This is a genomic window from Streptomyces liliifuscus, from assembly GCF_016598615.1.
Classification (GTDB): Bacteria; Actinomycetota; Actinomycetes; order Streptomycetales; family Streptomycetaceae; genus Streptomyces; species Streptomyces liliifuscus.
Map to the genome: position 1 here is coordinate 8,422,433 of NZ_CP066831.1, position 26,619 is coordinate 8,449,051.

General features: G+C 69.9%; 22 protein-coding genes. 17 read left to right on the forward strand and 5 right to left on the reverse strand.

What is annotated here, in order from left to right; all coding sequences use genetic code 11:
- The first annotated feature begins 149 nt into the window (after nucleotides 1–149).
- The gene (locus JEQ17_RS36350; protein ID WP_200399207.1) at nucleotides 150–1,757 is read left to right on the forward strand and encodes an MFS transporter; all 1,608 of its coding nucleotides are present in this window, start codon (nucleotides 150–152) and stop codon (nucleotides 1,755–1,757) included.
- A 242-nt stretch (nucleotides 1,758–1,999) separates the two neighbouring features.
- Entirely contained in the window at nucleotides 2,000–3,220 is a 1,221-nt protein-coding gene (locus tag JEQ17_RS36355; RefSeq protein ID WP_200399208.1) for an acyl-CoA dehydrogenase family protein, read from the forward strand.
- 49 nt (nucleotides 3,221–3,269) lie between these two features.
- Here the strand turns inward: JEQ17_RS36355 and JEQ17_RS36360 are convergent, their stop codons facing one another.
- Nucleotides 3,270–3,713 carry a cell division protein SepF gene (locus JEQ17_RS36360; protein WP_200399209.1) on the reverse strand — a complete coding sequence of 148 codons (444 nt, stop codon included), beginning with the start codon at nucleotides 3,711–3,713 and terminating at the stop codon, nucleotides 3,270–3,272.
- Between the two features lie 289 nt (nucleotides 3,714–4,002).
- On the opposite strand from JEQ17_RS36360, the gene JEQ17_RS36365 reads away from it, so the two are divergent.
- A complete protein-coding gene (locus JEQ17_RS36365; protein ID WP_200399210.1) occupies nucleotides 4,003–5,175 on the forward strand; it encodes a DUF5685 family protein in 1,173 nt (390 codons plus the stop codon).
- 93 nt (nucleotides 5,176–5,268) lie between these two features.
- On the opposite strand, the gene JEQ17_RS36370 is transcribed toward JEQ17_RS36365, so the two are convergent.
- Nucleotides 5,269–6,216 (reverse strand): ABC transporter substrate-binding protein, encoded by a 948-nt coding sequence (locus tag JEQ17_RS36370; RefSeq protein ID WP_200399211.1) that lies wholly within the window; start codon nucleotides 6,214–6,216, stop codon nucleotides 5,269–5,271.
- Between the two features lie 505 nt (nucleotides 6,217–6,721).
- Between JEQ17_RS36370 and JEQ17_RS36375 the strand changes: the two genes are divergently transcribed.
- The 8 genes from JEQ17_RS36375 (at nucleotide 6,722) to JEQ17_RS36410 (ending at nucleotide 15,086) form a co-directional block, all read left to right on the forward strand.
- Complete coding sequence (locus tag JEQ17_RS36375; RefSeq protein ID WP_200399212.1) at nucleotides 6,722–7,567, forward strand: amino acid ABC transporter permease; 846 nt, start codon at nucleotides 6,722–6,724, stop codon at nucleotides 7,565–7,567.
- 5 nt (nucleotides 7,568–7,572) lie between these two features.
- The gene (locus JEQ17_RS36380; protein WP_407700170.1) at nucleotides 7,573–9,387 is read left to right on the forward strand and encodes an FAD/NAD(P)-binding protein; all 1,815 of its coding nucleotides are present in this window, start codon (nucleotides 7,573–7,575) and stop codon (nucleotides 9,385–9,387) included.
- 68 nt (nucleotides 9,388–9,455) lie between these two features.
- Nucleotides 9,456–10,337 carry an amino acid ABC transporter permease gene (locus JEQ17_RS36385; protein ID WP_200399214.1) on the forward strand — a complete coding sequence of 294 codons (882 nt, stop codon included), beginning with the start codon at nucleotides 9,456–9,458 and terminating at the stop codon, nucleotides 10,335–10,337.
- A complete protein-coding gene (locus JEQ17_RS36390) occupies nucleotides 10,334–11,128 on the forward strand; it encodes an amino acid ABC transporter ATP-binding protein (RefSeq protein WP_325176303.1) in 795 nt (264 codons plus the stop codon). Before JEQ17_RS36385 ends, JEQ17_RS36390 begins: the two co-directional genes overlap by 4 nt.
- Nucleotides 11,129–11,179: 51 nt before the next feature.
- Entirely contained in the window at nucleotides 11,180–12,151 is a 972-nt protein-coding gene (locus JEQ17_RS36395; protein WP_200399215.1) for an ABC transporter substrate-binding protein, read from the forward strand.
- Between the two features lie 149 nt (nucleotides 12,152–12,300).
- The gene (locus JEQ17_RS36400) at nucleotides 12,301–13,101 is read left to right on the forward strand and encodes a DUF1684 domain-containing protein (protein WP_200399216.1); all 801 of its coding nucleotides are present in this window, start codon (nucleotides 12,301–12,303) and stop codon (nucleotides 13,099–13,101) included.
- Nucleotides 13,102–13,338: 237 nt separating this feature from the next.
- Entirely contained in the window at nucleotides 13,339–14,244 is a 906-nt protein-coding gene (locus JEQ17_RS36405; RefSeq protein ID WP_200399217.1) for a S1 family peptidase, read from the forward strand.
- Nucleotides 14,245–14,387: 143 nt separating this feature from the next.
- On the forward strand, nucleotides 14,388–15,086 hold the full coding sequence (locus tag JEQ17_RS36410; protein WP_234048496.1) for a hypothetical protein: 699 nt from the start codon (nucleotides 14,388–14,390) through the stop codon (nucleotides 15,084–15,086).
- Between the two features lie 148 nt (nucleotides 15,087–15,234).
- Here the strand turns inward: JEQ17_RS36410 and JEQ17_RS36415 are convergent, their stop codons facing one another.
- Nucleotides 15,235–16,116, reverse strand: a complete 882-nt coding sequence (locus tag JEQ17_RS36415) for an alpha/beta fold hydrolase (protein WP_200399219.1) — start codon at nucleotides 16,114–16,116, stop codon at nucleotides 15,235–15,237.
- A gap of 89 nt (nucleotides 16,117–16,205) precedes the next feature.
- On the opposite strand from JEQ17_RS36415, the gene JEQ17_RS36420 reads away from it, so the two are divergent.
- Nucleotides 16,206–17,201, forward strand: a complete 996-nt coding sequence (locus tag JEQ17_RS36420; RefSeq protein ID WP_200399220.1) for a slipin family protein — start codon at nucleotides 16,206–16,208, stop codon at nucleotides 17,199–17,201.
- Between the two features lie 285 nt (nucleotides 17,202–17,486).
- The gene (locus JEQ17_RS36425) at nucleotides 17,487–18,569 is read left to right on the forward strand and encodes a S1 family peptidase (protein WP_234048497.1); all 1,083 of its coding nucleotides are present in this window, start codon (nucleotides 17,487–17,489) and stop codon (nucleotides 18,567–18,569) included.
- 112 nt (nucleotides 18,570–18,681) lie between these two features.
- Here the strand turns inward: JEQ17_RS36425 and JEQ17_RS36430 are convergent, their stop codons facing one another.
- On the reverse strand, nucleotides 18,682–19,731 hold the full coding sequence (locus JEQ17_RS36430; RefSeq protein WP_200399222.1) for an ABC transporter permease: 1,050 nt from the start codon (nucleotides 19,729–19,731) through the stop codon (nucleotides 18,682–18,684).
- Between the two features lie 158 nt (nucleotides 19,732–19,889).
- Here JEQ17_RS36430 and JEQ17_RS36435 point away from each other — a divergent pair, with 158 nt between their 5' ends.
- The gene (locus tag JEQ17_RS36435) at nucleotides 19,890–23,486 is read left to right on the forward strand and encodes a DNA polymerase III subunit alpha (RefSeq protein ID WP_200401904.1); all 3,597 of its coding nucleotides are present in this window, start codon (nucleotides 19,890–19,892) and stop codon (nucleotides 23,484–23,486) included.
- Nucleotides 23,483–24,457, forward strand: a complete 975-nt coding sequence (locus tag JEQ17_RS36440; protein WP_200399223.1) for a DNA polymerase Y family protein — start codon at nucleotides 23,483–23,485, stop codon at nucleotides 24,455–24,457. The genes JEQ17_RS36435 and JEQ17_RS36440 overlap by 4 nt, the downstream gene beginning before the upstream one ends.
- Nucleotides 24,458–24,566: 109 nt before the next feature.
- Here JEQ17_RS36440 and JEQ17_RS36445 read toward each other — a convergent pair whose 3' ends face one another.
- Nucleotides 24,567–24,941, reverse strand: coding sequence for a cupin domain-containing protein (locus tag JEQ17_RS36445; RefSeq protein WP_200399224.1), 375 nt, complete (start codon nucleotides 24,939–24,941; stop codon nucleotides 24,567–24,569).
- A 94-nt stretch (nucleotides 24,942–25,035) separates the two neighbouring features.
- Between JEQ17_RS36445 and JEQ17_RS36450 the strand changes: the two genes are divergently transcribed.
- Nucleotides 25,036–25,482 carry a MarR family winged helix-turn-helix transcriptional regulator gene (locus tag JEQ17_RS36450; RefSeq protein ID WP_200399225.1) on the forward strand — a complete coding sequence of 149 codons (447 nt, stop codon included), beginning with the start codon at nucleotides 25,036–25,038 and terminating at the stop codon, nucleotides 25,480–25,482.
- A gap of 171 nt (nucleotides 25,483–25,653) precedes the next feature.
- A complete protein-coding gene (locus JEQ17_RS36455; protein WP_200399226.1) occupies nucleotides 25,654–26,532 on the forward strand; it encodes an esterase/lipase family protein in 879 nt (292 codons plus the stop codon).
- Nucleotides 26,533–26,619: the final 87 nt, after the last annotated feature.

Genomic DNA, 26,619 nt, shown 5'->3' on the forward strand with positions numbered 1-26,619 from the left:
ACCTGTCCTCGGTGGGAACTCGCGTACCCTGACCACTCACTCGCCTTTGTTGCGTGGGTCCGGGACACCGCTCCTCCCGGGCCGCAGCCGCAGGGAGTCCCCACCCAGCGGATCCGCCGAACGCGAGGGAACATCTGGGAGGTACGTACATGTCCGGGACGACCACGGCCGCTGCGCGTTGCCGTCGGGAGACCGGGGCCGGTGCAAACCGCTGGGTAGTCCTCATCGTCCTCTGCGTCAGCCTGCTGCTCGTCGCCGTCGACGCCACCGTGCTGCACGTCGCCGTGCCCGCCGTCACCGAGGACCTCACACCCGGCGCGATAGAGCTGCTCTGGATCGTCGACATCTACCCGCTCGTCTGCGCCTCGCTGCTGATTCTCTTCGGCACGCTGGGTGACCGCGTCGGCCGCAGACGCGTCCTTCTCCTCGGGTACGCGCTCTTCGGCGTCGCATCCGCCATCGCGGCCCTCGCCGACAGCGCGCAGGTGCTGATCGCGGCGCGCGCCCTGCTCGGCGTCGGCGGCGCGATGATCATGCCCGCGACGCTGTCGATCCTGCGGCAGGTCTTTCCCGACCGACGCGAGCGGGCGCTCGCGATCGGCGTCTGGAGTGCTGTCGCCGCGGTCGGCGCGGCCGTCGGACCGCTGCTCGGCGGGTTCCTGCTCGAACACTTCTGGTGGGGCTCGGTCTTCCTCATCAACATCCCGCTGATGCTCGTCAGCCTGCCCGTCGGGCGGCTGCTGCTGCCCGAGTCGACCGGTGACGGCGACGGGCCGTGGGACGTCGTCGGCGCGCTGATGGCCGCGGCCGGGCTCTTCGGCGTCGTTCTCGGCGTGAAGCGGCTCGGCGGCGGAGAGGCCCCGCTGAGCGTCTTCACGGCGGTGCCGCTTCTCGTCGGCGCCGGGCTGCTCGTCGCTTTCGTACGGCGACAGCGGCGGCGTCGGCATCCGCTGGTCGACCTGAAGATGTTCTCGCGGCCGGCTTTCAGCACGTCCGTGGGGTGCATCGTGCTCGCGATGCTCGCGCTCGTCGGTCTTGAGCTGATCGCCGCGCAGTATCTCCAGCTCGTGCTGGAGCTCTCTCCGCTGGAGACCGGGCTGCGGCTGCTGCCGCTGACCATCGCCGCGATGGCCGCGGGGCTCGTCGGGGCGAAGCTGTTGCAGCGGTTCGGGCCGCGGACCATGGTCTGTGCCGGGTTCTGTCTCACCGCCGCGGCGGTGATCATGCTGACGGGGATGGGGAGCCACGACAACGCTCCGCTGCTGCTGACCGGGTTCGTGCTGCTCGGGTTCGGGCTCGAGGTGACGCTCTTCGGGGCGTACGAGTCGATGCTGAGCGAGGCTCCGCAGGAGCAGGCCGGTGGGGCCGCGGCGATCGGTGAGACGTCGTACCAGCTAGGGGCCGGGATCGGGATCGCGCTGCTCGGGAGTGTGATGAACGCGGCGTACTCGCCCGGACTGGCGTCCGTTCCGGGAGTCTCTGCCGGGGAGTCCGCTGCGGCTCGGCATTCCCTGGGGGAGGCGTATGAAGTTGCTGGGGAGTTGGGTGGGGGGCCCGGGGAGGCGTTGCGGCATGCGGCGCGGCATGCGTTTGTGCATGGGCTGCATGTGACGTTGCTGGTGAGTGCGGGGTTGTTGTTGCTGGGGGCGGTGATGGCTCTGCGGTTGCCTCGGGGGATGGAGTGTGGGGCGGCCGGGGTTGAGGTGCCTGGGCCTCGGGAGGCGGAGTCTTCGTTGCGGGTGGAGTCTGTCGGCTGACTGTTCGGTGTGGCTGCGCTTTCATGCCTTTCCCGCCCGCACCGCCCGTTGAGCCCGCCTTTCCTGTGCGGGTTTCCTGTGGGGCTACTCGCCGTCGGCGCCCGCGGGGCCGTACGGGGTGAAGCCCCCGCTGTCGCGGCCCCTGCCGTGTGAAGTTGGTCTGGACGTGGGCGACACTGCGTCGTAGCGTCGGGCTCTGCCCGTGGTTAACAGTGCTAGTTTTTGTGCCGGAGGCCTCTGCCATGTCTGCTTCCTCGTCCTCTGCCTCGCCCTCTTCACGTTCCTCGAAGTTGCCGCCGTTCGATCCCGCCGATCCCCTCGGCGTCGACGACCTGTTGAGTGCGGAGGATCTGGCGGTCCGGGGAACCGTGCGGGCGTGGGCGGCGGATCGGGTGCTGCCGTATGTGGCCGAGTGGTACGAGAAGGGTGAACTGCCCGGGATCCGGGAGTTGGCGCGGGAGTTGGGGGAGATCGGCGCGCTGGGGATGTCGCTCGACGGGTACGGGTGTGCCGGGGCCTCCGCCGTGCAGTACGGGCTCGCCTGTCTGGAGCTGGAGGCCGCCGACTCGGGGATCAGGTCGCTCGTCTCGGTGCAGGGATCGCTCGCGATGTACGCCATCCACCGTTTCGGGAGCGAGGAGCAGAAGCAGACGTGGCTGCCGAGGATGGCCGCCGGTGAGGTCATCGGCTGCTTCGGGCTCACCGAGCCCGATCACGGATCCGATCCCGGGGGCATGCGTACCTACGCCAAGCGGGACGGCGGGGACTGGGTTCTCACCGGGCGGAAGATGTGGATCACCAACGGGTCCGTGGCGGGCGTCGCCGTCGTGTGGGCCCGGACCGATGACGGGATCCGCGGGTTCGTCGTGCCCACCGACCGTCCCGGGTTCTCCGCGCCCGAGATCAAGCACAAGTGGTCACTGCGCGCCTCGGTCACCAGCGAGTTGGTGCTCGACGGGGTGCGGCTGCCCGCAGACGCGGTTCTGCCGGAGGTCACCGGGCTCAAGGGGCCGCTCAGCTGTCTTTCGCATGCCCGGTACGGGATCGTGTGGGGCTCGATGGGCGCCGCGCGGTCCAGTTTCGAGGCTGCGGTCGAGTACGCCAAGACGCGCGAGCAGTTCGGGCGGCCCATCGGCGGATTCCAGCTCACCCAGGCAAAACTCGCCGACATGGCGGTCGAACTGCACAAGGGGATTCTGCTCGCCCATCACCTCGGGCGGCGCATGGACGCGGGACGGCTGCGTCCCGAACAGGTCAGCTTCGGCAAGCTCAACAACGTACGAGAAGCGATCGACATCTGCCGTACGGCGCGGACGATTCTCGGCGCCAACGGAATCTCGCTCGAATACCCCGTGATGCGGCACGCCACGAATCTCGAGTCGGTGCTGACGTACGAAGGCACCGTCGAGATGCACCAGTTGGTACTGGGCAAGGCGCTCACCGGTCTCGACGCGTTCCGGTAGGCGAGTTCCTACCGCGGCGCCGAGAGGCGGGCCCGGTGAGCGGCCCTGCTCAGCTCTGGTTGAAGAAGCCGTCCGCGCGGCGGGCGGCGGGCTCCCCGCTGACGATTTCGGTGTCGGCGGGGGTCAGCAGGAAAACCCGGTTCGACACACGCTCGATCGAGCCGCGCAGGCCGAAGATCAGGCCGGCCGCGAAGTCGACGACGCGCTTGGCGTCGGCCGCCTCCATGGCCGTGAGGTTCATGATGACGGGAACGCCGTCGCGGAAGAGCTCGCCGATGCCACGGGCGTCCCGGAAGCTGTCCGGGGTGACCGTGCCGATCCGGCGGCCCTTCTCCTCGGCCGCTTCCGACGCCACCTTCACACGCGGGTCCGTGACCCAGGCATCCCTGGCTCCGGTCTCGGACCCTTCTGCGTAATCGTCGTCGTAGTAACGCTCGTCATCGTTGTCGTCGACGAGGCCAAGCCAGGCACTCGCCTTGCGCACCGATCCCATGGACGCCTCCTCTCACAGCGGTCTTTCTTTTCTCCGCATCCCCATGGTCGTGCATGATGCGGATGTCGCGCCAAGGGGATAGACGCCGCGCGGGGGTTTCGTGACGGTACTGGTGCACAGCGAATTCGTCGAGAGGCCGCGTACCCCAAGGGTCGTGCCGTACACCGCTGCTGACTGAGAGTGAAATATGATTCTTCACGGCGGACGGGTGACGGCTGGGGCGTACGGGTGAACGGGGTGGTCGGTACGATGCCGCAGCTCAACGTCGTACACACCACGGGGGATCGTCGTGTTCGGAATCGTCAGGCCATGCACTCATCGGCTCGGAGAAAGCCTCAAAACCCAATGGATGGCGCATTTGTGCGGGCTGTGTCTCGCACTTCGCGGGGATCACGGACAGTTCGCACGGGTCGTCACGAACTACGACGGCTTGCTGATATCGGTTCTGACGGAGGCTCAGGCCGATCGCGCCACAGGATGGCGGCGCACCGCGGGGCCCTGTCCATTGCGCGGAATGCGGAGCGCCTCGGTGGCCCAGGGTGAGGGAGCCCGGCTCGCCGCCGCCGTCTCGCTGGTGCTCGCCTCCGCGAAGATGCGCGATCACATGGCCGACGGGGACGGACTGTTGGCCCGTCGGCCGGTGGCACTCGCGGCCCGCAGGGTCGCCACGAACTGGGGGCGGGCGGGTGCCCGTACGGGTTCCGCCGTCGGCTTCGACACCGCCGTACTGGTCGACGCCGTGGACCGGCAGGTGGGCATCGAGGCGCTCGCCGGGCCCGGCACCCCGCTGCTGACCGTCACCGAGCCGACCGAGACCGCGACCGCCGCGGCCTTCGCGCACACCGCGATCCTGGCCGGACGGCCCGGCAACGCGGAGCCGCTCGCCGAGGCCGGCCGGCTCTTCGGACGGCTCGCGCACCTGCTGGACGCCGTGGAGGACAGGGAAACTGACGCCGCGTCGGGTGCCTGGAATCCACTGACCGCCACCGGTACCTCCCTGCCGGAGGCCCGGCGGCTCGCCGACGACGCGCTGCACGGGATACGGCTCGCGCTGCAGGACGCGGAGTTCACGGACGCGAAGCTGGCGCATGTGCTGCTCGCCCATGAACTGCGCAACTCGGTGGACCGTGCCTTCGGCACCTCCTCCTGCTCGCACCGGGGGGCCGAGCTGTACGGGCCGCCGCCGGGCAACCCGTACGCACCCTCCGGGCCCGGCGCCCCTCCGCCCCCTCCCGAGCCGCCACGCCGTGACCGGCGCGGACTCCTCGCGGGCTGCGCCGTCTGGATGGGTCTGGCCTGTACGTGCCAGATGTGCTGCTGCGAGTACGACGACCCGTGGAGCGGGGAACGCAAGGAGGGCATCTGCCGGCGGTGCGACAACTGCGACGACTGCTGCGACGGCTGTGACTGCTGCGGGAACTGCTGTGACGGGTGCGGCTGCGATTGCGGCTGCAACTGCTGACTCACCTGTTCGTCACCGTCGGGCCTGACGGCCTCGGGCCCGACGGTCTCGGGCTGGCGGTCTCGGCCTGGCGGAGTCAGGCTTGACGGCCGGTCAGTCCTTGAGTTCCGGCGGTGAGATCTCCGACTTCTCGATCGCCGAGCCGGTCGTGCCCCACTTCTTGAGGATCCGGTCGTACGTGCCGTCCGCGATGAGCTTGTTCACCGCGGCCTGGAACGCGGGGGCCAGTTTCGTGCCCTTCTTGAAGGCGAAGCCGACGTCGAGACGGTGGAACTCGTTGAGGAACTTCAGCCCTTCCTGCTGGGCGACGGCATAGCGCAGTCCGTTGATGGTGCTCATCACGATGTCGCTGCGGCCCTGCTGGAGCGAGGACCAGATGGCGCCCTGCTCGTTGTAGGTCTGCACCTTGTACGCCTTCTTGCCGGCGTCGGAGCAGACGTGCTTGTTCTCCTCCAGCGTGGCCTCGAAGGTGGTGCCGGCCCCGGTCGCGACGTTCAGGCCGCACAGCTGGGCGAGGTCGGTGACCTTGTGCAGCTTGCTGTCCTCCCGGGTGGCGAAGCCCTGGCCGTCGTTGATGTAGGTCACGAAGTCGATGGTCCCGCGGCGCTCGTCGGTGACGCCGAAGTTGCCGACGCCGACGTCGTACTTGCCGCTGTCGAGCGCCGGGAGGATCGCCTCGAAGCTCGCGGCCTCCCGCTTGAGCTCGATGCCGAGGACCTTCGCGACGGCGGCCGCGAAGTCGACGTCCTGGCCCGCCAGGGTCTTGCCGTCCTCCAGATAGCCGGTGCCGGGCGGGGTCCCGCCGACGCTGACGGCGAGGGTGAGCGAGTCGGTGCCCGCGGGGAGCAGCTTCGCGGCGGAGGCGTCCGTCCTGAGAGACGAGACGACGTCCGTCGTCGGGATCTTCTGGGACGCGGCCGCGGCCTGGGTGTCACTTCCGCCGTCGGTGCCGGATCCGCATGCGGTGAGCAGCAGTGCCGCGGAAGTGATCAGGGCGAAGGGGATGAAAAGGGTACGGCGGGGCCGTGAGGGCGTACTCATGGCGTACGGATCTCCTGGGCAGAGGAGTGACTCTCCCGGCGAGGACGGCGGACGGGAGAGGAAGGAAAAGAGGAAGAAGACGGGAAGGGAGCTGGGAAGCGAGAGGGGAGGGGTGCGCGTGTGAAGGCGTGGAGAAGGTGGAGAAAGGTGGGAAACGCAGAAGGCGCCCGCCCATGAAGGGCTCGGGCGCGCAGGGGGTCAGCTCAACAGGAAGAGGACCACACTCGACCGAAGTCGATGTGGGAGCGCTTGACCAGCCACTGCTGCGGATGCATGGGAGCAAGTGGAACAGGCATCCGGTTTGGCGTCAACTGGCGTGAGACGTACGGCTCACAGTGTGGACGGCCTTGACAGCGAGGGGAAACGCACCCGTACTCTCGGTGGACGGCCCTGCTGAGGGGCTCGGCCGTACACGCCGTACGACGCCCTCGTGGCGTCGTACGTTCCGCGTGACCCGTGTGAAGGCACCACCCGTGTTCGACTCGACGTATCACGGAGCCTTCGCATGTCCTCGCACACCCTTACCAAGGTGGCCGCGCCGCAGGACGCGGTGCCCCCGCGCATCGTCCCGCGCCGCCGCCTCGGCCAGTGGACCGCCGCCGGCGTCGTCCTGATCCTGTTCGGGCTCGCCGTCAACTCCGTCGTCCGCAACGAGGCTTTCCAGTGGGACGTCGTCGGTGACTACTTCACGTCCGCCTCGGTCCTGCGCGGTCTCTGGCTCACCCTCTGGCTGACCGCGCTCGTCATGGCGCTCGGCTTCGCCCTCGGCGCGCTGCTCGCCGCGTTCCGGCTCTCCGCCAACCCCGTGCTGCGCGCGGTGAGCTGGGGATACGTCTGGCTCTTCCGGTCGATGCCGATCCTGGTGCAGCTGCTGTTCTGGTTCAACATCGGGGCGCTCTATCCGACGATCCTCGGGGTCAGGACGGTCAACCTGCTCGGGCCCGTCACGGTCGCGATCATCGGGCTCACTCTGCACGAGGCCGCGTACGCCGCCGAGGTGGTCCGCGGCGGGATCCTCTCCGTGGACCGCGGTCAGATCGAGGCCGCGGAGGCGCTCGGGCTGAGCCGGTGGCGCCGCTGGTGGCGGATCGTGCTGCCGCAGGCCATGCGCTCCATCGTGCCGCCGGCCGGGAACATGCTGATCGGCACGCTCAAGGGCACCTCGATCGTCAGCGTGATCGCCGTGCAGGACCTCCTCTACTCCGTGCAGCTCGTCTACCACCGCACCTACCAGGTCATCCCCCTCCTGATGGTGGCCACACTCTGGTACGTCGTCGTCACCTCGGTGCTCGGCGTCGGCCAGCACTACGTCGAGCGGCACTACGCGCGCGGTTCGGAGCGCACGCGATGAGCGCGATACGCCCCTCACTGGTGATCGTGGGAGCCGGGCCGCGGGGGACCGGCCTCCTGGAGCGGATCGCCGCCAACGCGCCTGAGCTGTACGGGAGTTCGGGCGAGGGGGTGGGTGGCTCGGGCGGCAGCTGGGACGGTTCGGAGGGGCTCGACATCCATCTCGTCGACCCCTACCCGCCGGGCGGCGGCCGTATCTGGCGCGAGGCGCAGTCACCGCTGCTGTGGATGAACTCCGAGGCGCAGGACGTCACGATGTTCACCGACGAGACGGTCGACATGGCCGGACCGGTGCGCGAGGGCCCCACGCTGCACGAGTGGGCCGCACTCGACGGACGCGTCTTCGCGGACCGGCAACGGCAGGGCACGTACATGCGCTGGGTCTACGAGCAGACGGTCGCCGCCCTCCCGCCGGGCATCCGCGTCCACCATCACGCCCGCCGTGCCCTGCGGGTCGTCGGCCCGCGAGAGGGGCGCCAGCAGGTGTGGCTGGAGGGCCGGCCGCGCCCGCTCCTCGCCGACCTGGTCGTCCTCACGCTCGGCCATCTCGACGCCGAACTGGACCAGGAACAGCGCGAGTTGGCCGCGTACGCCCGCGCCCACGATCTCGTCCATCTGCCGCCGGACTTCACCGCCGACAGTGACCTGTCCGCTCTCGCACCGGGCGAACCGGTGCTCGTACGCGGCTTCGGGCTCGCCTTCGTCGACCTGATGGTGCTGCTCACCGAAGGCCGTGGCGGGCGCTACGAGACGGGCCCGGACGGGGAGTTGACGTACCTGGCGTCCGGGCGCGAGCCCGTGCTGCACGTCGGGTCGCGGCGCGGAGTCCCGTACCACTCGAAGATCGGCTACGACTGGACCGGTGAACGGCCGCCGCTGCCACGGTTCTTCGGGCCGGGTGAAGTGGACGCTTTGCTCGCGCGCCCCGGCGGCTTCGACTTCCGGCGGGACGTGTGGCCGCTCGTCGAGAAGGAGTTGGGCTTCGCGCACTACCACCGGCTGTTCACGGCCCACCCCGAGCGCACGGAGATGGCCTGGACGGACTTCGAGGAGAAGTACGCGGCCGGTGACAGCGCCGAGATCCAGGCCCTGGTCGCCTCGGCCGTGCCCGACACCGCCGACCGGTTCGACCCGGCCGCGCTCGACCATCCGCTGGACGGGGTCCGCCATGCCTCGTACGACGAACTCCAGGACGGTCTGCGGGCCTACATCGAAGGAGACCTGACCCGGCGTCACGACTCCTCGCACAGCGCGGACATGGCGGTCTTCCTCGGACTTCTGTCCGTCTACGGGCAGTTGGTACGGCTCGGTGACATCGGGTCCTGGTGGCACGGCTTCTTCAGCTATCTGGCGTCGGGGCCGCCAGGACCGCGACTGCGGCAGATGCTCGCCCTGTCCCGAGCCGGGGTTCTCAGGTTCCTGGGCGCCGGCATGACCGTATCGGCCTCGGACGGGGTGTTCCGGGCCGGGAGCGCCGGGGTGCCGGGGGAGTACGTCGAGGCACGGGCGCTCGTCGAGGCGCGGCTGCCGCATCCCACGGTCGAGCGCACACGTGACTCGCTGCTGCGCGAGTTGTACGCCGAAGGGGCCGCGGCGACGCCCGAGGGACTGCTCGCCGTGGACCCCGCCGACGGGCGTGTCCTCGACCGCTCCGGCACCCCGCATCCACGGCGATTCGCGCTCGGGCCGCACACCGACGCCCGGGGCTCCGGTGCGTTCACCCGGCCGCGCACCGGAGGGCCCGCCTTCCGGCAGAACGACGCAACGGCGCGCGCGGCGCTGGCCTTTCTGCGCGCGCTGTCCTGTAGGGCCGCCGCGTAACCGCACCCTCCGCACCGCCGGCGCCCTCGCTCGCTTCCCTCACCCAGAGGACATCCAGAGGAACTCCCATGTCGCTGACCAGTGATCCACCCCTTGCCAGAACATCCGTCGAACCCGAGGACTACGGCGCGCTCAAGGTCGTGCCCGTACGGCATCCCTGGCGCTGGGTCGCGGTGTTCGTGACCGCCGTGCTGCTCGCCCAGTTCGTCCACGGGCTCGCCACCAACTCCGGCTGGGAGTGGGAGGTGTTCGCCGAGTTCTTCACCGCGGAGGTGATCCTCAAGGCGGTCTGGGTGACGCTGCAACTCACCTTCTACGGAACGGCGTTGGGCTTCGCGCTCGGCATCGTCCTGGCGTTCATGCGGCTGTCGGCCAGCCCGTTCCTGAAGGCGGTCTCCTTCGCGTACATCTGGGCGTTCCGGTCGATCCCGCTGATCGTGCAGCTGCTGTTCTGGTTCAACCTCGCCTATCTCTACAAGGAGTTGGAGTTCGGCATCCCCTTCGGGCCCGGCTTCTTCTCCTTCGACACGATGGGCCTGGTCGGCGCGATGAGCGCGGCCGTGCTGGGGCTGGCCCTGCACCAGGCCGCGTACGCCGCGGAGATCGTGCGAGGCGGCGTGCTGTCCGTCGACAGCGGGCAGTTGGAGGCGGCCGCCGCGCTCGGCATCCCCAGGCTGCGGCAGATCCGGCGGATCGTGCTGCCACAGGCGATGCGCTCCATCCTGCCCAACGCCGCCAACGAGGTGATCTCCCTCTTCAAGGGCACCTCGATCGTCTCCGTCATGGCGATCGGCGAACTCTTCTACCAGGTCCAGGTCATCTACGGACGCAACGGCCGGGTCGTACCGCTGCTCATGGTCGCGACGGCCTGGTACATCCTCCTGACCACCGCGCTCTCGGTCCTCCAGCACTACGTCGAACGACACTTCGCGAAGGGAAGCACGCGATGAGCGCGCCGCTGACCAAGGACGGGGCGGCCGCCGCCCCCATGGTCGACATCAAGTCCGTGCACAAGAGCTTCGGTTCGCTCGAAGTCCTCAAGGGCGTCGACCTGGAGGTGCGGACCGGTGAGGTCACCGTCATACTCGGTCCGTCAGGATCCGGCAAGTCCACGCTGCTGCGGACCATCAACCATCTGGAGAAGGTCGACCAGGGCTGGATCAGCGTGGACGGCTCGCTGGTCGGCTACCGGCGCTCCGGCGACAAGTTGTACGAGCTGCGCGAGCGGGAGATCCTCAGGCAGCGCACCCGCATCGGGTTCGTCTTCCAGAACTTCAACCTCTTCCCGCATCTCACGGTGCTGGAGAACATCGTCGAGGCCCCGGTCTCCGCGCTGAAGCGGTCCCGCAAGGACGTCACCGGGACCGCGCGCGGGCTGCTCGACCGGGTCGGGCTCGCCGACAAGGCCGACGCCTACCCGAAGCAGCTCTCCGGGGGACAGCAGCAGCGCGTGGCCATCGCCCGGGCGCTCGCCCTGGAGCCGAAACTGCTGCTCTTCGACGAGCCGACGTCCGCGCTCGACCCCGAGCTGGTCGGTGAGGTCCTCGACGTCATCAAGGACCTGGCCCACCAGGGCACCACGATGATCGTCGTCACGCACGAGATCGGCTTCGCCCGCGAGGTCGCCGACACCGTCGTCTTCATGGACGACGGCCGGATCGTCGAACAGGGCACCCCCGGCGACGTACTCGACCGGCCGCGGCACGAACGCACCCGCGCCTTCCTCTCCAAGGTCCTCTGACCTCGTCTCTCTCTGTTTCTGTTCGTTCCTTCTCATTTCAGGAGTTCACCCGTGATATCCCGACGTACCCTCGCCGCCTCCGTCGCAGCCCTTGTCGTCGCACCCCTGCTCAGCGCCTGCGGCGGTGACAGCGACGCGGCGACCGGGACGGGCGGCTCCGGCACCAAGAAGGTCGGCGACGTCAACATCGGCCCGGACCAGAACCGGATCCGCGGCAAGAAGGTCGACGACATCGCCGCGCTCGTCCCGGCGGCGATCCGAAAGCGCGGCACGCTGAAGCTCGGCCAGAGCGCCGACGCCTCGCCGCCACTCGGCTTCTACGCGACCGACGACAAGACCAGAATCGGCTCCGAGATCGACCTCGCGACCCTTGTCGCCGACACCCTCGGACTGAAGCTCGACAACGACGAGGTCTCCTGGGAGAACCTCTTCGTCGGTCTCGACAGCGGCAAGTTCGACGCCGTGTTCTCGAACGTCACCGTCACCGAGGAGCGCAAGGAGAAGTACGACTTCGCGACCTACCGTCTCGACAACATCTCGTTCGAGGCCAAGAAGGGCACCGACTGGAAGATCGAGGGACCCCAGGACGTGGCGGGCAGGACGATCGCCGTCTCCTCCGGCACCAACCAGGAGAAGATCCTCGTCGACTGGAGCAAGCAGAACGAGAAGGCGGGCCGGAAGCCGGTGTCCATCAAGTACTTCCAGAAGGACACGGACTACTACCTGGCCCTCCAGTCGGGCCGTATCGACGCCTACCTGGGCCCCAGCCCGTCCGCCGCGTACCACGTGGCCTCGGCCGGGCAGTCGCAGATCATCGGCACGCTCTCCGGTGCGGGCGACGACCTCCAGGGCAAGATCGCCGCCACCACGAAGAAGGGCAGCGGGCTCGTCGACGCGTACGCGGCCGCCGTCAACCACGTGATCGAGGACGGCAGTTACGGGCGTGTGCTCAAGCGCTGGGGCCTGTCGAGTGAGGCCGTCCCGAAGTCGGAGATCAACCCGCCCGGCCTGCCGAAGATCTAGAACATCCCGGGATCCGGGGCCCCGGCGGTTACGACCGCCGGGGCGTTCGGGGAGTTCACGACCGCCGGCGGTCGCGCCGGGCGGAATACACCGGCGCGACGCCGCGCTCACACCTCGGGCCGGCGGAGCCCGGTGGAAGGGTTGATCACATGACCACGCAACACGTGGCGGCGGACGCGTCCGAGGAGTGGAAGCACTGGCACGAGCACCGCACCGAGACGGTGTCCGCGCCCCACGGCCCGCTCGCGCTCAGCGGCACCCACTGGATCGAGGACTATCCGGAGGGGCTACTTCCGGACATGCCGGGCCGGTGGTCCCTGGACGGTGACGCTCTCGTGCTGACGGCCGACGCGGCCGACGGCCTCCTCGTGGACGGGGAGCCCTTCGCCGGTGAGGTCGGGCTCGGGGCCGACCCCGGTCCGGCCGCCACGGCCCGGGTCGCGCACGGCGAGCGCCGGTTCGTCGTCCTCGTGCGCGAAGGGGTCCTGGGTGTACGCGACTTCGACCCCGCCTCCCCGGCCCGGCGGGCGTTCCGGGGCATCGAGGCCACGCCGTACGATCCGCGCTGGTCGGTGGCGGGTCGCTTCACGCCGTACGGGGAGGACCGGACCGTACGCGTGGCGAACGCCGACGGACGGGAGCGCGGGCTCGGGCTCGGCGGTGAACTCGCCTTCAGGCTGGACGGGCAGGATCTGACCCTTCAGGTGACGGTTCAGGGGGACGGATCGCTGTGGGCGGTTTTCGGCGATGCGACGAGTGGGAACGGCAGTCATCGCTTCCGGTTCCTGCGCCCGGCGGCTCCTGACGCGGAGGGGCGCACGACGGTGGACTTCAATCGGGCCCTGCTCCCACCCTGCGCATTCGCGGACCACTTCATCTGCCCATTCCCACCGCCGGGCAATACCCTGAGCGCGGCGATTGCCGCCGGGGAACGCAATCTGCTCCGATAATCCGCACGTAATCCACACACTGCCGTCGATGAGATCAACTCCCGTGGGACATACGTAAGTTGAACACCGCACGGCCGAAAGGCGCCCTTGCGCCCGTCGGGTGTGCGGCCAAATACTCCCCCCAGCGCCTTGTCAGGAGCACGGCGTGTCCGGAATCCGGGCATTCTGCTCCTGGCGTGCGCCTCACGGGCCCCGACCCCACGCGGGCCCCCGACTTCCCTTTGGAGGGAACGAACAGTGAGGACCAAGCGCACCACCCCCCGCAGCGGAATAGCGAGACGGACCCGGCTGATCGCCGTCACCTCCGGACTCGTGGCCGCGGCCGCATTCACCATCCCCTCCGCGAACGCGAGCGACGCTCAGACGTTCAGCACCACCCAGCTGAAGAGTGCCAACTCTTCGGTGCTCAAGGCCGATGTGCCGGGCACCGCCTGGGCGACCGACGCCAAGACCGGCAAGGTCGTCGTCACGGTCGACAGCACCGTCTCCAAGGCGGAGATCGCGAAGATCAAGCGGGCCGCGGGCACCAACGCCGGCGCTCTGCAGATCAAGCACACCCCGGGCAAAATCAACAAGCTGATCAAGGGTGGCGACGCCATCTATGCGAGTAGCTGGCGCTGCTCCCTCGGCTTCAACGTCAAGAACAGCGCGGGCGCCGACTACTTCGTGACCGCCGGTCACTGCACCGACGGCGCGGGCACCTGGTACTCCAACTCCGGCCGTACCACGGTCCTCGGGCCGACCGCGGGATCCAGCTTCCCGACGAACGACTACGGTCTCGTCCGGTACAGCAACACGAGCATCGCCAAGGAAGGCACCGCGGGCAGCGTGAACATCACCAGCGCCGCCACCCCGTCCGTGGGCACGAACGTCATCCGTACCGGTTCCACCACCGGCACCCGTACCGGACGCGTCACCGCGCTGAACGCGACCGTGAACTACGGCGGCGGCGACATCGTCTACGGCATGATCCAGACCACGGTCTGCGCCGAGCCCGGCGACTCCGGCGGTCCGCTCTACGGCAGCAACGGTGTCGCCTACGGTCTGACCTCCGGCGGCAGCGGCAACTGCACCTCCGGTGGCACCACGTTCTTCCAGCCGGTCACCGAGGCGCTGGGCGCCTACGGAGTCAACGTATTCTGACCGGTACGCGACACATCGACACCCGCGTGACCTGACTGCAGCCAGCAGCAGACGAGCCCCCGCCCGCCGTTCGCGGTGCGGGGGCTCGTCCTTGGCCGTGCGGGCTCGCCCGGGTGCATGAGGACGACCGGGGGAACAGGGAAGTGGCTTCCGACCAGCAGCGCCATGTACGCCGCAGTCCGCTGCTGTTCACTACACCGCTGGTGCTGCTCGTGGTGCTGGCGCTGGTGCTCCTGTGGGAGATCACGCGCGGCAATGTGACGGGGGAGCTGAGCCGCCAGTGGCCCTGGCGGCTGCGGCTGATGGACACGGACGCGCTGGGCAGCCTGCTGGCGGTCGCCCTCGCCGCGGTGCTCGGCCGGGCGCAGTACGCGCGTACGGTACGGCCCGCGCTGGGCTGGCGTGCGTCCTGGGTGTCCGGCGCCTTCGTCCCGGACGAGCCCGCCTGGGAGGTGGGCATACTGAACGGCGGTCCGCAGCACGCCGTGGTGGAGCGGGTCGAGTACCGACTCGTACCGCACGACGGGGCTTCCGGGGAGTGGACCGACCACGCGGGGCTGCTGCGGGAACTCGCCGCCATGGGGCTCGTGCACGGCAAGCACTACCGGCAGATGCTCGTCGGCGCGGGCTTCCCCCTGCCGGGCGCCACCGGGTACGAGACCGCGCCCCACGGCGCGTACACCCAGCGGTTCGTCGACGAGATCGACGAGTTGCGGCTTCGGCTGCGGGTGACGGACGCCGTGGGCGACAGCCATGAGCGGGTGATGGACCTGATGCGCGGGGCACGGCTGGAGCGGCCGGGGGCGGCGGGGAGCGGGCTCATAGTGGGGCCCGGGGTGTGAGGCGGTCTTGGGCGTGAGTGGTCCTCGGGGTGTGAGGTGATCTCGGGCGTGAAGTGCTTCGGGTGTGAGGCGCTTCGGGTGTGAGGCGACCCGGGTGTGGGGCGGCGCCCTGGCGCTGAGGCGCTTCGGGTGTGGGGCGGTGGCCCGGTCAGGTGTCGGTCCGTGGGGTCGCGCACAGCCAGTCCAGTACGTCCGGGAGGGCCTCCAGGGCTGAGAAGTGGCTGCCCTTCGGGTCCAGGACCGGGCGGGCGCGGGGGATGTGCTCGGCCAGCCATTCGAAGTGGCCCACCGGGGAGAAGGTGTCCTCGGCGCCGTGCCACAGCAGCACGGGGCGGGTGATCCGCGCCGGGTCGAAGCCCCAGTGGCTCAGCAGCGCGAGGGTGTCGTCGAGCCAGCCGTAGGCCGACTCGCGCAGCGCCTCGCGGTAGTTGCGCAGCAGCATCTCGCTCACGGCCGGGGTGGAGACGATCCGGCGGTCGGAGTCGGTGAGGCCGTCCTTGATCGACGCGAGGAGCTGTGCCGGGTCCGCGCGGATCGCGGCGGCCCGGGTGGCGAGCCGGTCCGCGAACTCCAGCGGGTCGGTGAGCGCCTGTGTGAACTCCTCGACGTTGGACCTCGCCATCCCGTCGAACCAGTTCAGCCCCTCGGCGACGGGCGGCGCGAGGCTCGCCATCGCAGCCACCCGCCGCACCCGCGAGGGCAGCAGCGCCGCGCAGGCCAGCGCGTGCGGGGCACCGCCCGAGCGGCCGAGCACCGCAAACCTCCCCAGCCCGAGCGAGTCGGCCAGCGCCGCCACGTCCCGCGCGGCCTGCGCGACCCGGCGTCCGGGACCGCGGTCCGAACCCCCGTACCCCGGCCGGTCGTACGCGATGAACCGCACCCCGGGACGCTCGGCCATCAGCTCCGCCGGCACCGCCCCGTGCCGGCAGCCCGGTGTGCCGTGCAGCAGGATCACCGGGCTGCCGTCCGGGTCCCCCCACTCCTCGAACGCCAGCAGTCGTCCGTCCCGCATCCGTATCCCGTTCGGCACCTCGGTCCTCCATCTCCCCTTCGCGTCCGCGCCGGAGTTACCGTCGAAGTACACACCTGTTGCGCCCGGTACGGACCCTGGGGGTCGTAATGATCGAGGAGCTGGTGACGGCGGGAGTGGCTCTCGCGTCCGTCGGAACGGTGTACGCGATGGCGGCGGCCCGCGTCGTCAAACAGTACGAACGGGGCGTGGTGCTCCGGCTCGGCAAGCTGCGATCCGGGGTGCGTGGTCCGGGATTCACCATGATCGTGCCCTTCGTGGACCGGCTCCAGAAGGTCAACATGCAGATCGTGACGATGCCGGTACCCGCGCAGGAGGGCATCACCCGGGACAACGTCACCGTGCGGGTGGACGCGGTCGTCTACTTCAAGGTGGTGTCCGCCGCGGACGCGGTCATCCGGGTCGAGGACTATCGCTTCGCGGTCTCGCAGATGGCGCAGACGTCTCTGCGCTCGATCATCGGCAAGAGCGAACTGGACGATCTGCTCGCCGACCGCGAGAAGCTCAACCAGGGCCTGGAGCTGATGATCGACAGCCCGGCCGTGGAGTGGGGCGTCTCGATCGACCGCGTCGAGATCAAGGACGTGTCGCTGCCGGAGACGATGAAGCGGTCGATGGCCCGGCAGGCGGAGGCCGACCGTGAGCGACGGGCCCGGGTCATCAACGCGGACGCCGAGCTCCAGGCCTCCAAGAAACTGGCGGAGGCCGCCGGAGTGATGTCCGAGCAGCCCGCGGCTCTGCAACTGAGGCTGCTGCAGACGGTGGTGGCGGTCGCGGCCGAGAAGAACTCCACGCTCGTGCTGCCCTTCCCCGTCGAGCTGCTGCGGTTCCTGGAGCGGGCACAGCAGCCGGCGCAACAGGCGGCGCCTCCCGCGCCCCAGGTGCAGCCGCAGCCGTCGGACGGGACGGCTCCGACACAGCCGTCGTTGCCCGAGGCGCAGCAGCGTCCGATCCAGCCGCAGGAGCTCTCGACGCAGGCGCAACAGCTGTTGGCGCAGTGGCAGCAATCGATGCAGGAGCAACTCCCGCCCGTCGAGACACCGTTGGATCCGGACTTCGGAGGGTCGAAATCCGGACAGGACTAGACCTCACAGGCTGCCGTTAGTTACTCGCTCGTAGTGTTTGCTATGGGAATCGACGTGGTGAGACGGCCACTTGTCAACGCGCGTCAACCATGCGGGGGCGCGCGTCCGTTGTGGCACGCGCGTCCTGAAGTCGACCTTGTGTGCTCCCGTACGGCCTCGGAATAGTGGTCGGCGTCCGTTGGCATGGACGCGGCTTTTATTGCGAGTCGGGCTCATGTCCGTACACCTTTCGGTCTCGGTGGCCCCCACAGCCGCCGTTTCCGACCCCCCACAGGAGGACACAAGTTGAAGCACCGACGCATACCCAAGCGGCGGGCCGCCGTGGCAGGTGCGGGCATCGCCGCACTGGTCGCCGCGGGAGTCACCTTGCAGAGTGCGAACGCGAGTGAGACCGCGCCCGCTCCAGAGCTCAAGACCCTCTCGGTCACGGCGGCCGGAAAGCTCGCCTCGACGCTCGGCAAGGACCTCGGCACGGACGCCGCGGGAACGTATTACGACGCGAAGGCGAAGAGCCTCGTCGTGAACGTCCTCGACGAGGCCGCGGCCGAGACCGTCGAGTCGGCCGGCGCCAAGGCCAGAATCGTCGAGAACTCCCTCGCCGAACTGAAGGGCGCCCGTACGACGCTGAAGCAGGACGCGACCATCCCCGGCACCTCGTGGGCGGTCGACCCGGCGACGAACAAGGTCGTCGTCACCGCGGACCGTACGGTCAAGGGCGCGAAGATGGCGCAGCTGACCAAGGTCGTCGAGGGGCTCGGCGCCAAGGCCGAACTCAAGACCACGAAGGGGGAGTTCAGGCCCTTCATCGCCGGCGGTGACGCCATCACCGGTGGCAGCGGCCGCTGCTCGCTCGGCTTCAACGTGGTCAAGGGCGGCGAGCCGTTCTTCCTCACCGCCGGGCACTGCACCGAGGGCATCACCAACTGGTCCGACTCGTCCGGCACCGAGATCGGTGAGAACGCGGACTCCAGCTTCCCCGACAACGACTACGGCCTGGTGAAGTACACCGCGGACGTGGACCACCCGAGCGAGGTGAACCTCTACAACGGTTCCGCTCAGGAGATCACGGGTGCGGCGGAGGCGACCGTCGGTATGGAGGTCACCCGCAGCGGGTCCACCACCCAGGTGCACGACGGGTCGGTGACCGGGCTGGACGCCACCGTGAACTACGGCAACGGCGACATCGTGAACGGGCTCATCCAGACCGATGTCTGCGCGGAGCCGGGTGACAGTGGTGGGTCGCTGTTCTCGGGGAGCAGCGCGATCGGACTCACGTCCGGTGGCAGCGGGGACTGCACCTCCGGTGGGGAGACGTTCTTCCAGCCGGTTACCGAGGCGCTGTCCGCCACGGGTACTCAGATCGGCTGACGGTTCAGTTGGGCTGGAGCCCCGTTCTCACCTTCCGGGTGGGGGCGGGGTTCTCGCGTTGTGGGGAGGGTGCGGGTGGGTGGGGGCTGGTCGCGCAGTTCCCCGCGCCCCTTCAGGGGCGCCCCTGTGGGGCGGGGCTCGATGGCTTGCCCCGTAGAGAGCCCGCGATGAGTGTTACCGCGCTTCCGACTGCCGCCCACGCCGAGAGGGTCAGGAGCGAGGCTGTTGTGTCGTTGCCCTTGAAGTAGGCGATCGAGCGGGCCGCCCAGGTGCCGGCGCCCGGCGGGAGGGCGGGGCCGATCGCCCTCCAGAACGGCGGGAGCATCGGGGGTGGGAGGGCGCCGCCCGCGCTCGGGTTGCCCAGGATCACGATCAGCAGGACGGCCACTCCGATGCCGACGACCCCGAAGAGGCACTGGAACGCGAGGGTGGCCGCTCCCACCGCGAAGGTGATCAGCGCGCCGAGCCCCCAGAGGGCCCAGACGCTGCCCGGCAAGGCTCCCAGGACCGGTCCGACGATGAGCGCGCCGCCGAGGCCGCCGACGATCGCGACCACGGCCATGGCGGCGAGCCGGATCGTCGCGCGCCGCGGGTTGGCCGGCCGTGCGCCCGCGCTGATCGCCAACGCCGACGCGCACAGATAGCCGCCCACGCACCAGCCGACGACCAGGTAGAAGGTGGTGAGCCCGTTGGCGTCCTGGGCGTCGGCCGGGACCACGTCGACGGTTCTCACCGTGCGCCCTTGTTCCTTCTCCAGCCCGGTGACGAGCGCGATCAGTGTGGTGGTCAGGACCTTGCCGCCGCCGGACGCGACCAGCAGGGTGTCGGTGGTGCCCGCCGGGTCGATCACCAGGGCGCCGTCGATGTCCCGGTTCACGATCTGCTCGCGTGCCGTCGCCCGGTCGGGGAGCGCGCGAGGGTCCAGTGGCTTGCCGGGGAGCTGCTTCAGACGGGCCACCGCCTGGTCCGCGGCGGCTCCCGGGGCGACCACCCCGAACGCCACGTCCTTCGGCCTCGGGTTGTGCAGCGCCCCCACATAGGAGGCGATGAAGAGCAGTTGCAGGGCGACCACACCGATGACGAGCAGCGTGGCCCGCGGAGTGACTCCGTCCTTCACCTCTTCGAGGAAGGTCCGGCGTGGGGCCCCGGCTGTCTGTGTCATGCCCCCACGGTCCGAGCCGCCCGGCGTTTGCGCAGGTGGGACGGGTCCGAACGGATGTCGCACACATGTTCGGGAATTGGTCTATGGTGGGGGTGAGGGAGTAGGGAACAAACGTTCGAGGGCTGGCGTGGGAGCCCCTGGGAGTGGTGGAGGTGCGCGTGCCGGGCTTCACGCATCTGCACACCGTTTCCGGGTTCTCCCTGCGGCACGGGGCCTCGCATCCGGAGCGCCTCGCCGAGCGCGCCTCCGAGCGGGGCATGGACGCGCTCGCCCTCACCGACCGTGACACCCTCGCGGGCACGGTCCGCTTCGCCAAGGCCTGCGCCGCCCAGGGTGTGCGTCCACTGTTCGGGGTCGACCTCGCGGTCGAGGAGCCCGTACGTGTTCGGGAGTCCGCGCGTGTTCGGGAGTCCGTACGAGTCCGGGGGGCCGCGCGGGATGAGGGGTCCGTACGGCTCGGTGGGTCCGTAAGCGGGTCCGTAAGAGGGGGGCGGCGGCGGGCTCCCGTGCGGGGCGGTGCCTTCATCGACGAGTCGGCGCCTCGGGTGACCTTCCTTGCCCGGGACGGTGCGAAGGGCTGGGCCGAGCTCTGCAGAATCGTTACTGCGACGCATGCGGGCGACACGGACGGGCCGCTGTTGCCCTGGGCGGACAACCACGCCGACGGCCTGACCGTTCTGCTCGGGCCCGCCTCCGACGTCGGCCGGGCGCTCGTCGCGGGGCGTCCCGACCGGGCCGCGAAACTGCTCGTGCCCTGGCGGGAGGTCTACGGCGACGCCCTGCGTCTCGAAGCGGTCTGGCACGGGCGCGAGGGCACCGGTCCCGGCTCGCTGCGGCTGGCCGCCCGTACCGTCGGCTTCGCCGCCGAGCAGCAGGTGCGGCCCGTGCTAAGCAACGCCGTCCGGTACGCCGACCCGGGCATGGGCCCGGTCGCCGATGTCCTGGACGCGGCCCGCCGGCTCGTGCCGGTCGACCCCCGCAAGGAGCTGGACAGCGGCGAGGCCTGGCTCAAGGACGCGGGCGCCATGCTCGGCGCCGCCGAACGGATCGTCGAGGCCGCGGGCTATCGCCGTGACACCGCGTACCGCCTGCTCGAACAGACGAGGGCCACCGCCGCCGAGTGTCTCGTCGACCCGGAGGACGACCTCGGCCTCGGCGCCGTGCACTTTCCCGAGCCGCATCTCGTCGGCGCCGGACGCCGTACCGCGCAGCGGGTACTGGCCTCGCGGGCGGCGGCGGGGATGGTTCGGCGCGGCTACGACCGTTCTTCCGAAGCGCGTGGTTACTGGGAGCGGATGCATCGCGAGCTGGACATCATCGCCCACCACAACTTCGCCTCCTACTTCCTGACGGTCGCTCAGGTCGTGGACGACGTAAGGGAGATGGGCATCCGGGTCGCCGCGCGCGGCTCCGGCGCGGGCTCGCTCGTCAACCACCTCCTCGGTATCGCGCACGCCGACCCCGTCGCGCACGGGCTGCTGATGGAACGCTTCCTGTCCAAGCGCCGCCCGGTTCTGCCCGACATCGACATCGACGTGGAGTCCGCACGCCGGCTCGAGGTCTACCGCGCGATCATCGGCCGGTTCGGCACCGAGCGGGTCGCGACCGTGGCGATGCCGGAGACGTACCGGGTACGCCATGCGGTACGGGACGTCGGCGCGGCCCTCTCCATGGACCCGGCCGACATCGACCGCATCGCCAAGTCCTTCCCGCACATCCGCGCCCGCGACGCCCGCGCGGCACTGGAGGAACTGCCCGAACTGCGGCCCCTGGCCGGGGAGATGGAGAAGTACGGGCGGCTGTGGGACCTGGTGGAGGCACTGGACGCCCTGCCGCGCGGAATCGCCATGCACCCGTGCGGGGTCCTCCTCTCCGACGCCTCGCTCCTCGCCCGTACGCCCGTCATGCCGACCAGCGGCGAGGGGTTCCCCATGTCGCAGTTCGACAAGGAGGACGTCGAGGACCTCGGGTTGCTCAAACTGGACGTGCTGGGCGTGCGCATGCAGTCCGCGATGGCGCACGCGGTGGCCGAGGTGGAGCGGGCCACGGGGGACCGGGTCGACCTGGACGCCGTCGAGGAGGGCGACCCCGCCACGTATCGACTCATCCGGTCCGCCGAGACGTTGGGCTGCTTCCAGATCGAGTCGCCGGGCCAGCGGGACCTGGTGGGCAGGCTGCAGCCCGCGAACTTCCACGATCTCGTCGTCGACATCTCCCTCTTCCGGCCGGGACCGGTCGCGGCCGACATGGTGCGGCCGTTCATCGAGGCGCGGCACGGCCGGGCGCCGGTCCGCTTCCCGCACCCGGATCTGGCGGAGCCGCTGAGGAGCACGTACGGGGTCGTGGTCTTCCACGAGCAGATCATCGACATCGTCGACATCATGACCGGCTGCGGGCGCGACGAGGCGGACCGGGTGCGGCGCGGGCTGTCCGACCCCGAGTCGCAGGGACGGATCCGCTTCTGGTTCGCGCAGCACGCGGCCGCCCGGGGGTACGACGCGGAGACGATCGCCCGTACGTGGGAGATCGTCGAGGCCTTCGGGTCGTACGGCTTCTGCAAGGCGCACGCGGTCGCCTTCGCCGTGCCGACGTACCAGTCGGCCTGGCTGAAGGCGCATCACCCGGCCGCCTTCTACGCCGGGCTGCTCACGCACGATCCCGGGATGTATCCGAAGCGGCTGCTGCTCGCGGACGCGCGGCGGCGGGGGGTGCCGATCCTGCCGTTGGACGTGAACCGGTCGGCGGTCGCACACCGTATCGAACTGGTGTCTGATTCTGAGGGGTTCGAAGGGTTCAAGGGGGTGGCCGGGGGGACCCTCAGGGGGTCCGGGAAGGCCTGGGGTGTGCGGCTCGCGCTCTCCGACGTGCACGGCATCAGCGAGGCCGAGGCGGCACGGATCGCGGACGGGCAGCCGTACGCCTCGCTGCTCGACTTCTGGGAACGGGCCCGGCCGAGCCGTCCGCTGGCCGGACGGCTCGCGCAGGTCGGGGCGTTGGACGCCTTCGGTGCCAACCGCCGTGATCTGCAACTGCACTTGACCGAGCTGCACCGGGGAGCGCGTGCCGGTCGCGGGAACCAACTTCCCCTGGCCGGTGGGCAGAAGACCGCGCCGGCCGGGCTGCCCGACCTCTCCTCGGCCGAGCGGCTCAGTGCCGAGCTGGGTGTGCTCTCCATGGACGCCTCACGCAATCTGATGGACGATCACCGGGAGTTCCTGGAGGAGCTGGGCGTGGTCACCGCGCGCCGGCTGCGGGCGGCACGGCACGGTGAGACGGTCCTGGTCGCGGGTGCCAAGGCGGCCACCCAGACCCCGCCGATCCGCTCCGGCAGGCGGGTCATCTTCACCACCCTGGACGACGGCACGGGCCTGGTCGACCTCGCCTTCTTCGACGACTCCCACGACGCGTGCGCGCACACCGTCTTCCACTCCTGGCTCCTGCTCGTACGCGGAGTGGTGCAGCGGCGCGGCCCGCGCAGCCTCAGCGTGGTCGGGGCGGCCGCCTGGAACCTCGCCGACCTGGTGGAACTGCGGCGCGAGGAAGGCCTGGACGGAGTGGCCCTGCGGCTGGCCGAGCCGCAGGGGGAGGACGGGGCCGAGGGTGGCTCGCGGGACACGGGAGATCCGACGGGCGGCCGTCGAATCCAGATGTCCACGGGATACGAAATGCATCCGTGGGCCGATCTGCGCCCGGCGGGCGAAGGGCCCGCCGGTGGAAAGAAGTTGTGGCACCAGAGCCCGGGGAGTGCGGGATGACCATCCTCTGCGTACGTTTCCAGCTGCCTCCGGCGTACGAGGCCGCCCTGCCCGGGCTCCTCGGCACGCTGGAGGAGTTCACCCCCGTCGTCGAGGCGCTGCCACCGGACGGAGCGCTGGCCGATCTGCGGGGCGCCGAGCGGTACTTCAAGCGGGACGTCGAGGAACTGGCCTCGATGATCCGGGTGCGGGCGCTCGCCTGGCACGGCGTCGACTGTGTGATCGGGGCCGGACCCGGGCCGATGTTCGCACGGATGGCCCTGCGGGAAGCCGCCCCCGGAACGACCCGCGTGGTGCCCGAAGACCCCTGCGCCCTCGCGGAGTTCCTGGCGGAACAGCCCGTGCGGGCGCTGCCCGGAGTCGGCACCGCCACCGCCCGCACCCTGTGCGAGTACGGCCTGGACAGCGTCGGCAAGGTCGCCGCCGCGCCCCTGTCCACACTGCAACGGCTCACCAGCGCCCGCACGGGCCGCGAACTGCACGAGATGGCACGGGGTATCGACCGCGGCCGGGTCGTACCGAACGCCGTCTCACGGTCGCTCGCCGCCGAACGCCCCTTCCCGCACGACGAGTTGGACCCGGACCAGCACCGGCGCGCTCTGCTCTCCGCCGCCGAGGAACTGGGCGCCCGGCTGCGCGCCCTGGAGAAGGTGTGCCGCACGCTCACCCTCACCGTCCGCTACGCCGACCGCTCCACCACGCCCCGCAGCCGCACCCTCCCCGAGCCGACCGCCCACTCCTCGGCGCTCACCGACGCCGCGTACCGCATGTACGAGGCGCTCGGGCTGCAGCGCGCCCGGGTCCGCGGCATCGTCCTGCGTGCCGAGGGGCTCGACCCTGCCGAACAGGCCTCCTACCAGCTCACCTTCGACCCGGTGGACGAGAAGGTCCGGCGGGTCGAGGAAGCGGCGGACCGGGTCCGGGCGAAGTTCGGACCGCGGGCGATCACACCGGGGTCTTTGGCGGCGTGACCGCTTCGTGCCCCGGTGGGGAGACGGGGGTGCCCCGTAAGGGGCGCGGGGAACTGCGCGACCAGCCACGACCGACCCGCAGCTTCCGACACAACCCCGGTTCTCAAGGTCAGTTGGCCCACGGCGGAGTAATCACCGTGCCGTCCGCCAGCTTCGCCTGGAGGCCGATCGACGTGGTGACCCAGGAGATCGCGGTCTCCTCGGTCGGGTTCTCCACGGCGAGTGTCGCGCCGGGATTGATGATCACCGTGTCGCCCGCGGCGATCCGCTCGGTACGGCCGTCGAGGGTCATCAGGAGTTCCCCGGCCAGCAGATGGAAGATCTCCTCGCGATTGACGGTGTGTGCGGGCGCCTTCGTGCCAGCGGGGATCTCGCCCCGCCAGGCGCACAGTTCTCTGCTCCCGCTGAGGGGAGTGGCGTACGAGACGAAGCGCGCGCCGTGGATCTCGTGGACGACGGCTTCGGACGAGCGGACTACGGGCACGGCTGCCTCCAGCGGCGAATGGTCAAGCTGCTTGACTATGTGGATCCATGGTCAAGCTGCTTGACCAATTCGTCAAGGGTGTTTCAATGCGTGCGTGCAGAACTCCGAGGCCATGGCCCTGTCCGCCGCCCTGCTCGCCGTCGCCGGCGAGCTCACCCAGCGCATCCACGACGGTGTCGTCGCCCGTGGGTTCGAGGGGGTCCGGCCCGCGCACGGGTTCGCGTTCGCGCGCCTCGCGCCCGGCGGGGCGACGGTCACGGAGCTGGCCGCCCATCTGGGCGTGACCAAGCAGGCCGCGAGTCAACTTGTCGACGAGATCGTCCGCAAGGGGTACGCCGAGCGGCGCCCGCACCCCGATGACGCGCGCGCCCGGCTGGTCGTGCTGACCGAGCAGGGCTGGGCCTGTACGCGGGCGGCGGAGGAGGCGGCCGCGGAAGCCGTCGGCCCCTGGGTCGAACTGCTTGGCGAGGGTGAAGTCCGGGCGTTGCGTGACCGTTTGCTGCGCATTGCGCCCTACGGTCCCATCAGGCCCGCCTGGTGACGGTTCCGCGGCACGTGTCAGTGCTCCCGGCCAGCACCGGAAGTTTTTACTGACGCGTAACTTCACACTTCTACTACTCGCTCGTAACTTGGCAAAAGAACAGCATCCTCGTGATCCGGATCACAGGGCGTACGCCATCGCAACTCCCTTGAGCCGCAAGGAGATCACTCGATGCTGCCCTGGAAACGCCTGCTCAGACCCCTGGCCGCGCTGCTGCTGACCGCCGCGGTCACCGTCGTCCCCACCGCCACCGTCGCTACCGCCGCCACCGCCGAGGCCGAGACCGCGCCGAGCCGTGGCTGGAACGACTACTCCTGCAAGCCGTCCGCCGCCCACCCGCGCCCCGTCGTCCTCGTCCACGGCACCTTCGCCAACTCCGTAGACAACTGGCTGGGCCTCGCGCCCTACCTCGTGAACCGTAACTACTGCGTCTTCGCCCTCGACTACGGGCAACTGCCCGGCGTGCCGTTCTTCAACGGCCTCGGTCCCATCGACAAGTCGGCGGAGCAGCTCAAGACCTTCGTCGACAAAGTGCTCGCCGCGACCGGCGCGGCCAAGGCCGACCTCGTCGGCCACTCGCAGGGCGGCATGATGCCCCGTCACTATCTGAAGTTCCTCGGCGGAGCCGCCAAGGTGAACGCCCTCGTCGGGATCGCCCCCGACAACCACGGCACCACCCTGAACGGACTCACCCAACTCCTCGACTACTTCCCCGGCGCGGCCGACCTGCTCTCCACGGCCACCCCCGCCCTCGCCGACCAGGTGGCGGGATCCGCGTTCCTGACCAAGCTCAACGCGGGCGGCGACACCGTCCCCGGTGTCCGCTACACGGTCATCGCCACCAAGTACGACGAGGTCGTCACGCCGTACCGCTCGCAGTACCTCGACGGTCCGAACGTACGCAATGTCCTGATCCAGGACCTGTGTGCGGTCGACCTCTCCGAGCACGCGGCGATCGGGCTCATCGACCGGATCGCCTTCCACGAGGTGGCGAACGCCTTGGACCCGGCACACGCCACCCCGACGACCTGCCTGTCGGTGATCGGCTAGCCGACCGGCGAACCGCGCCCCTTCAGAGGCGCGGGGAACTGCGCGACCAGCCACAGGCGGCCCGCAGACCCAGCACCGTCCGCGGGC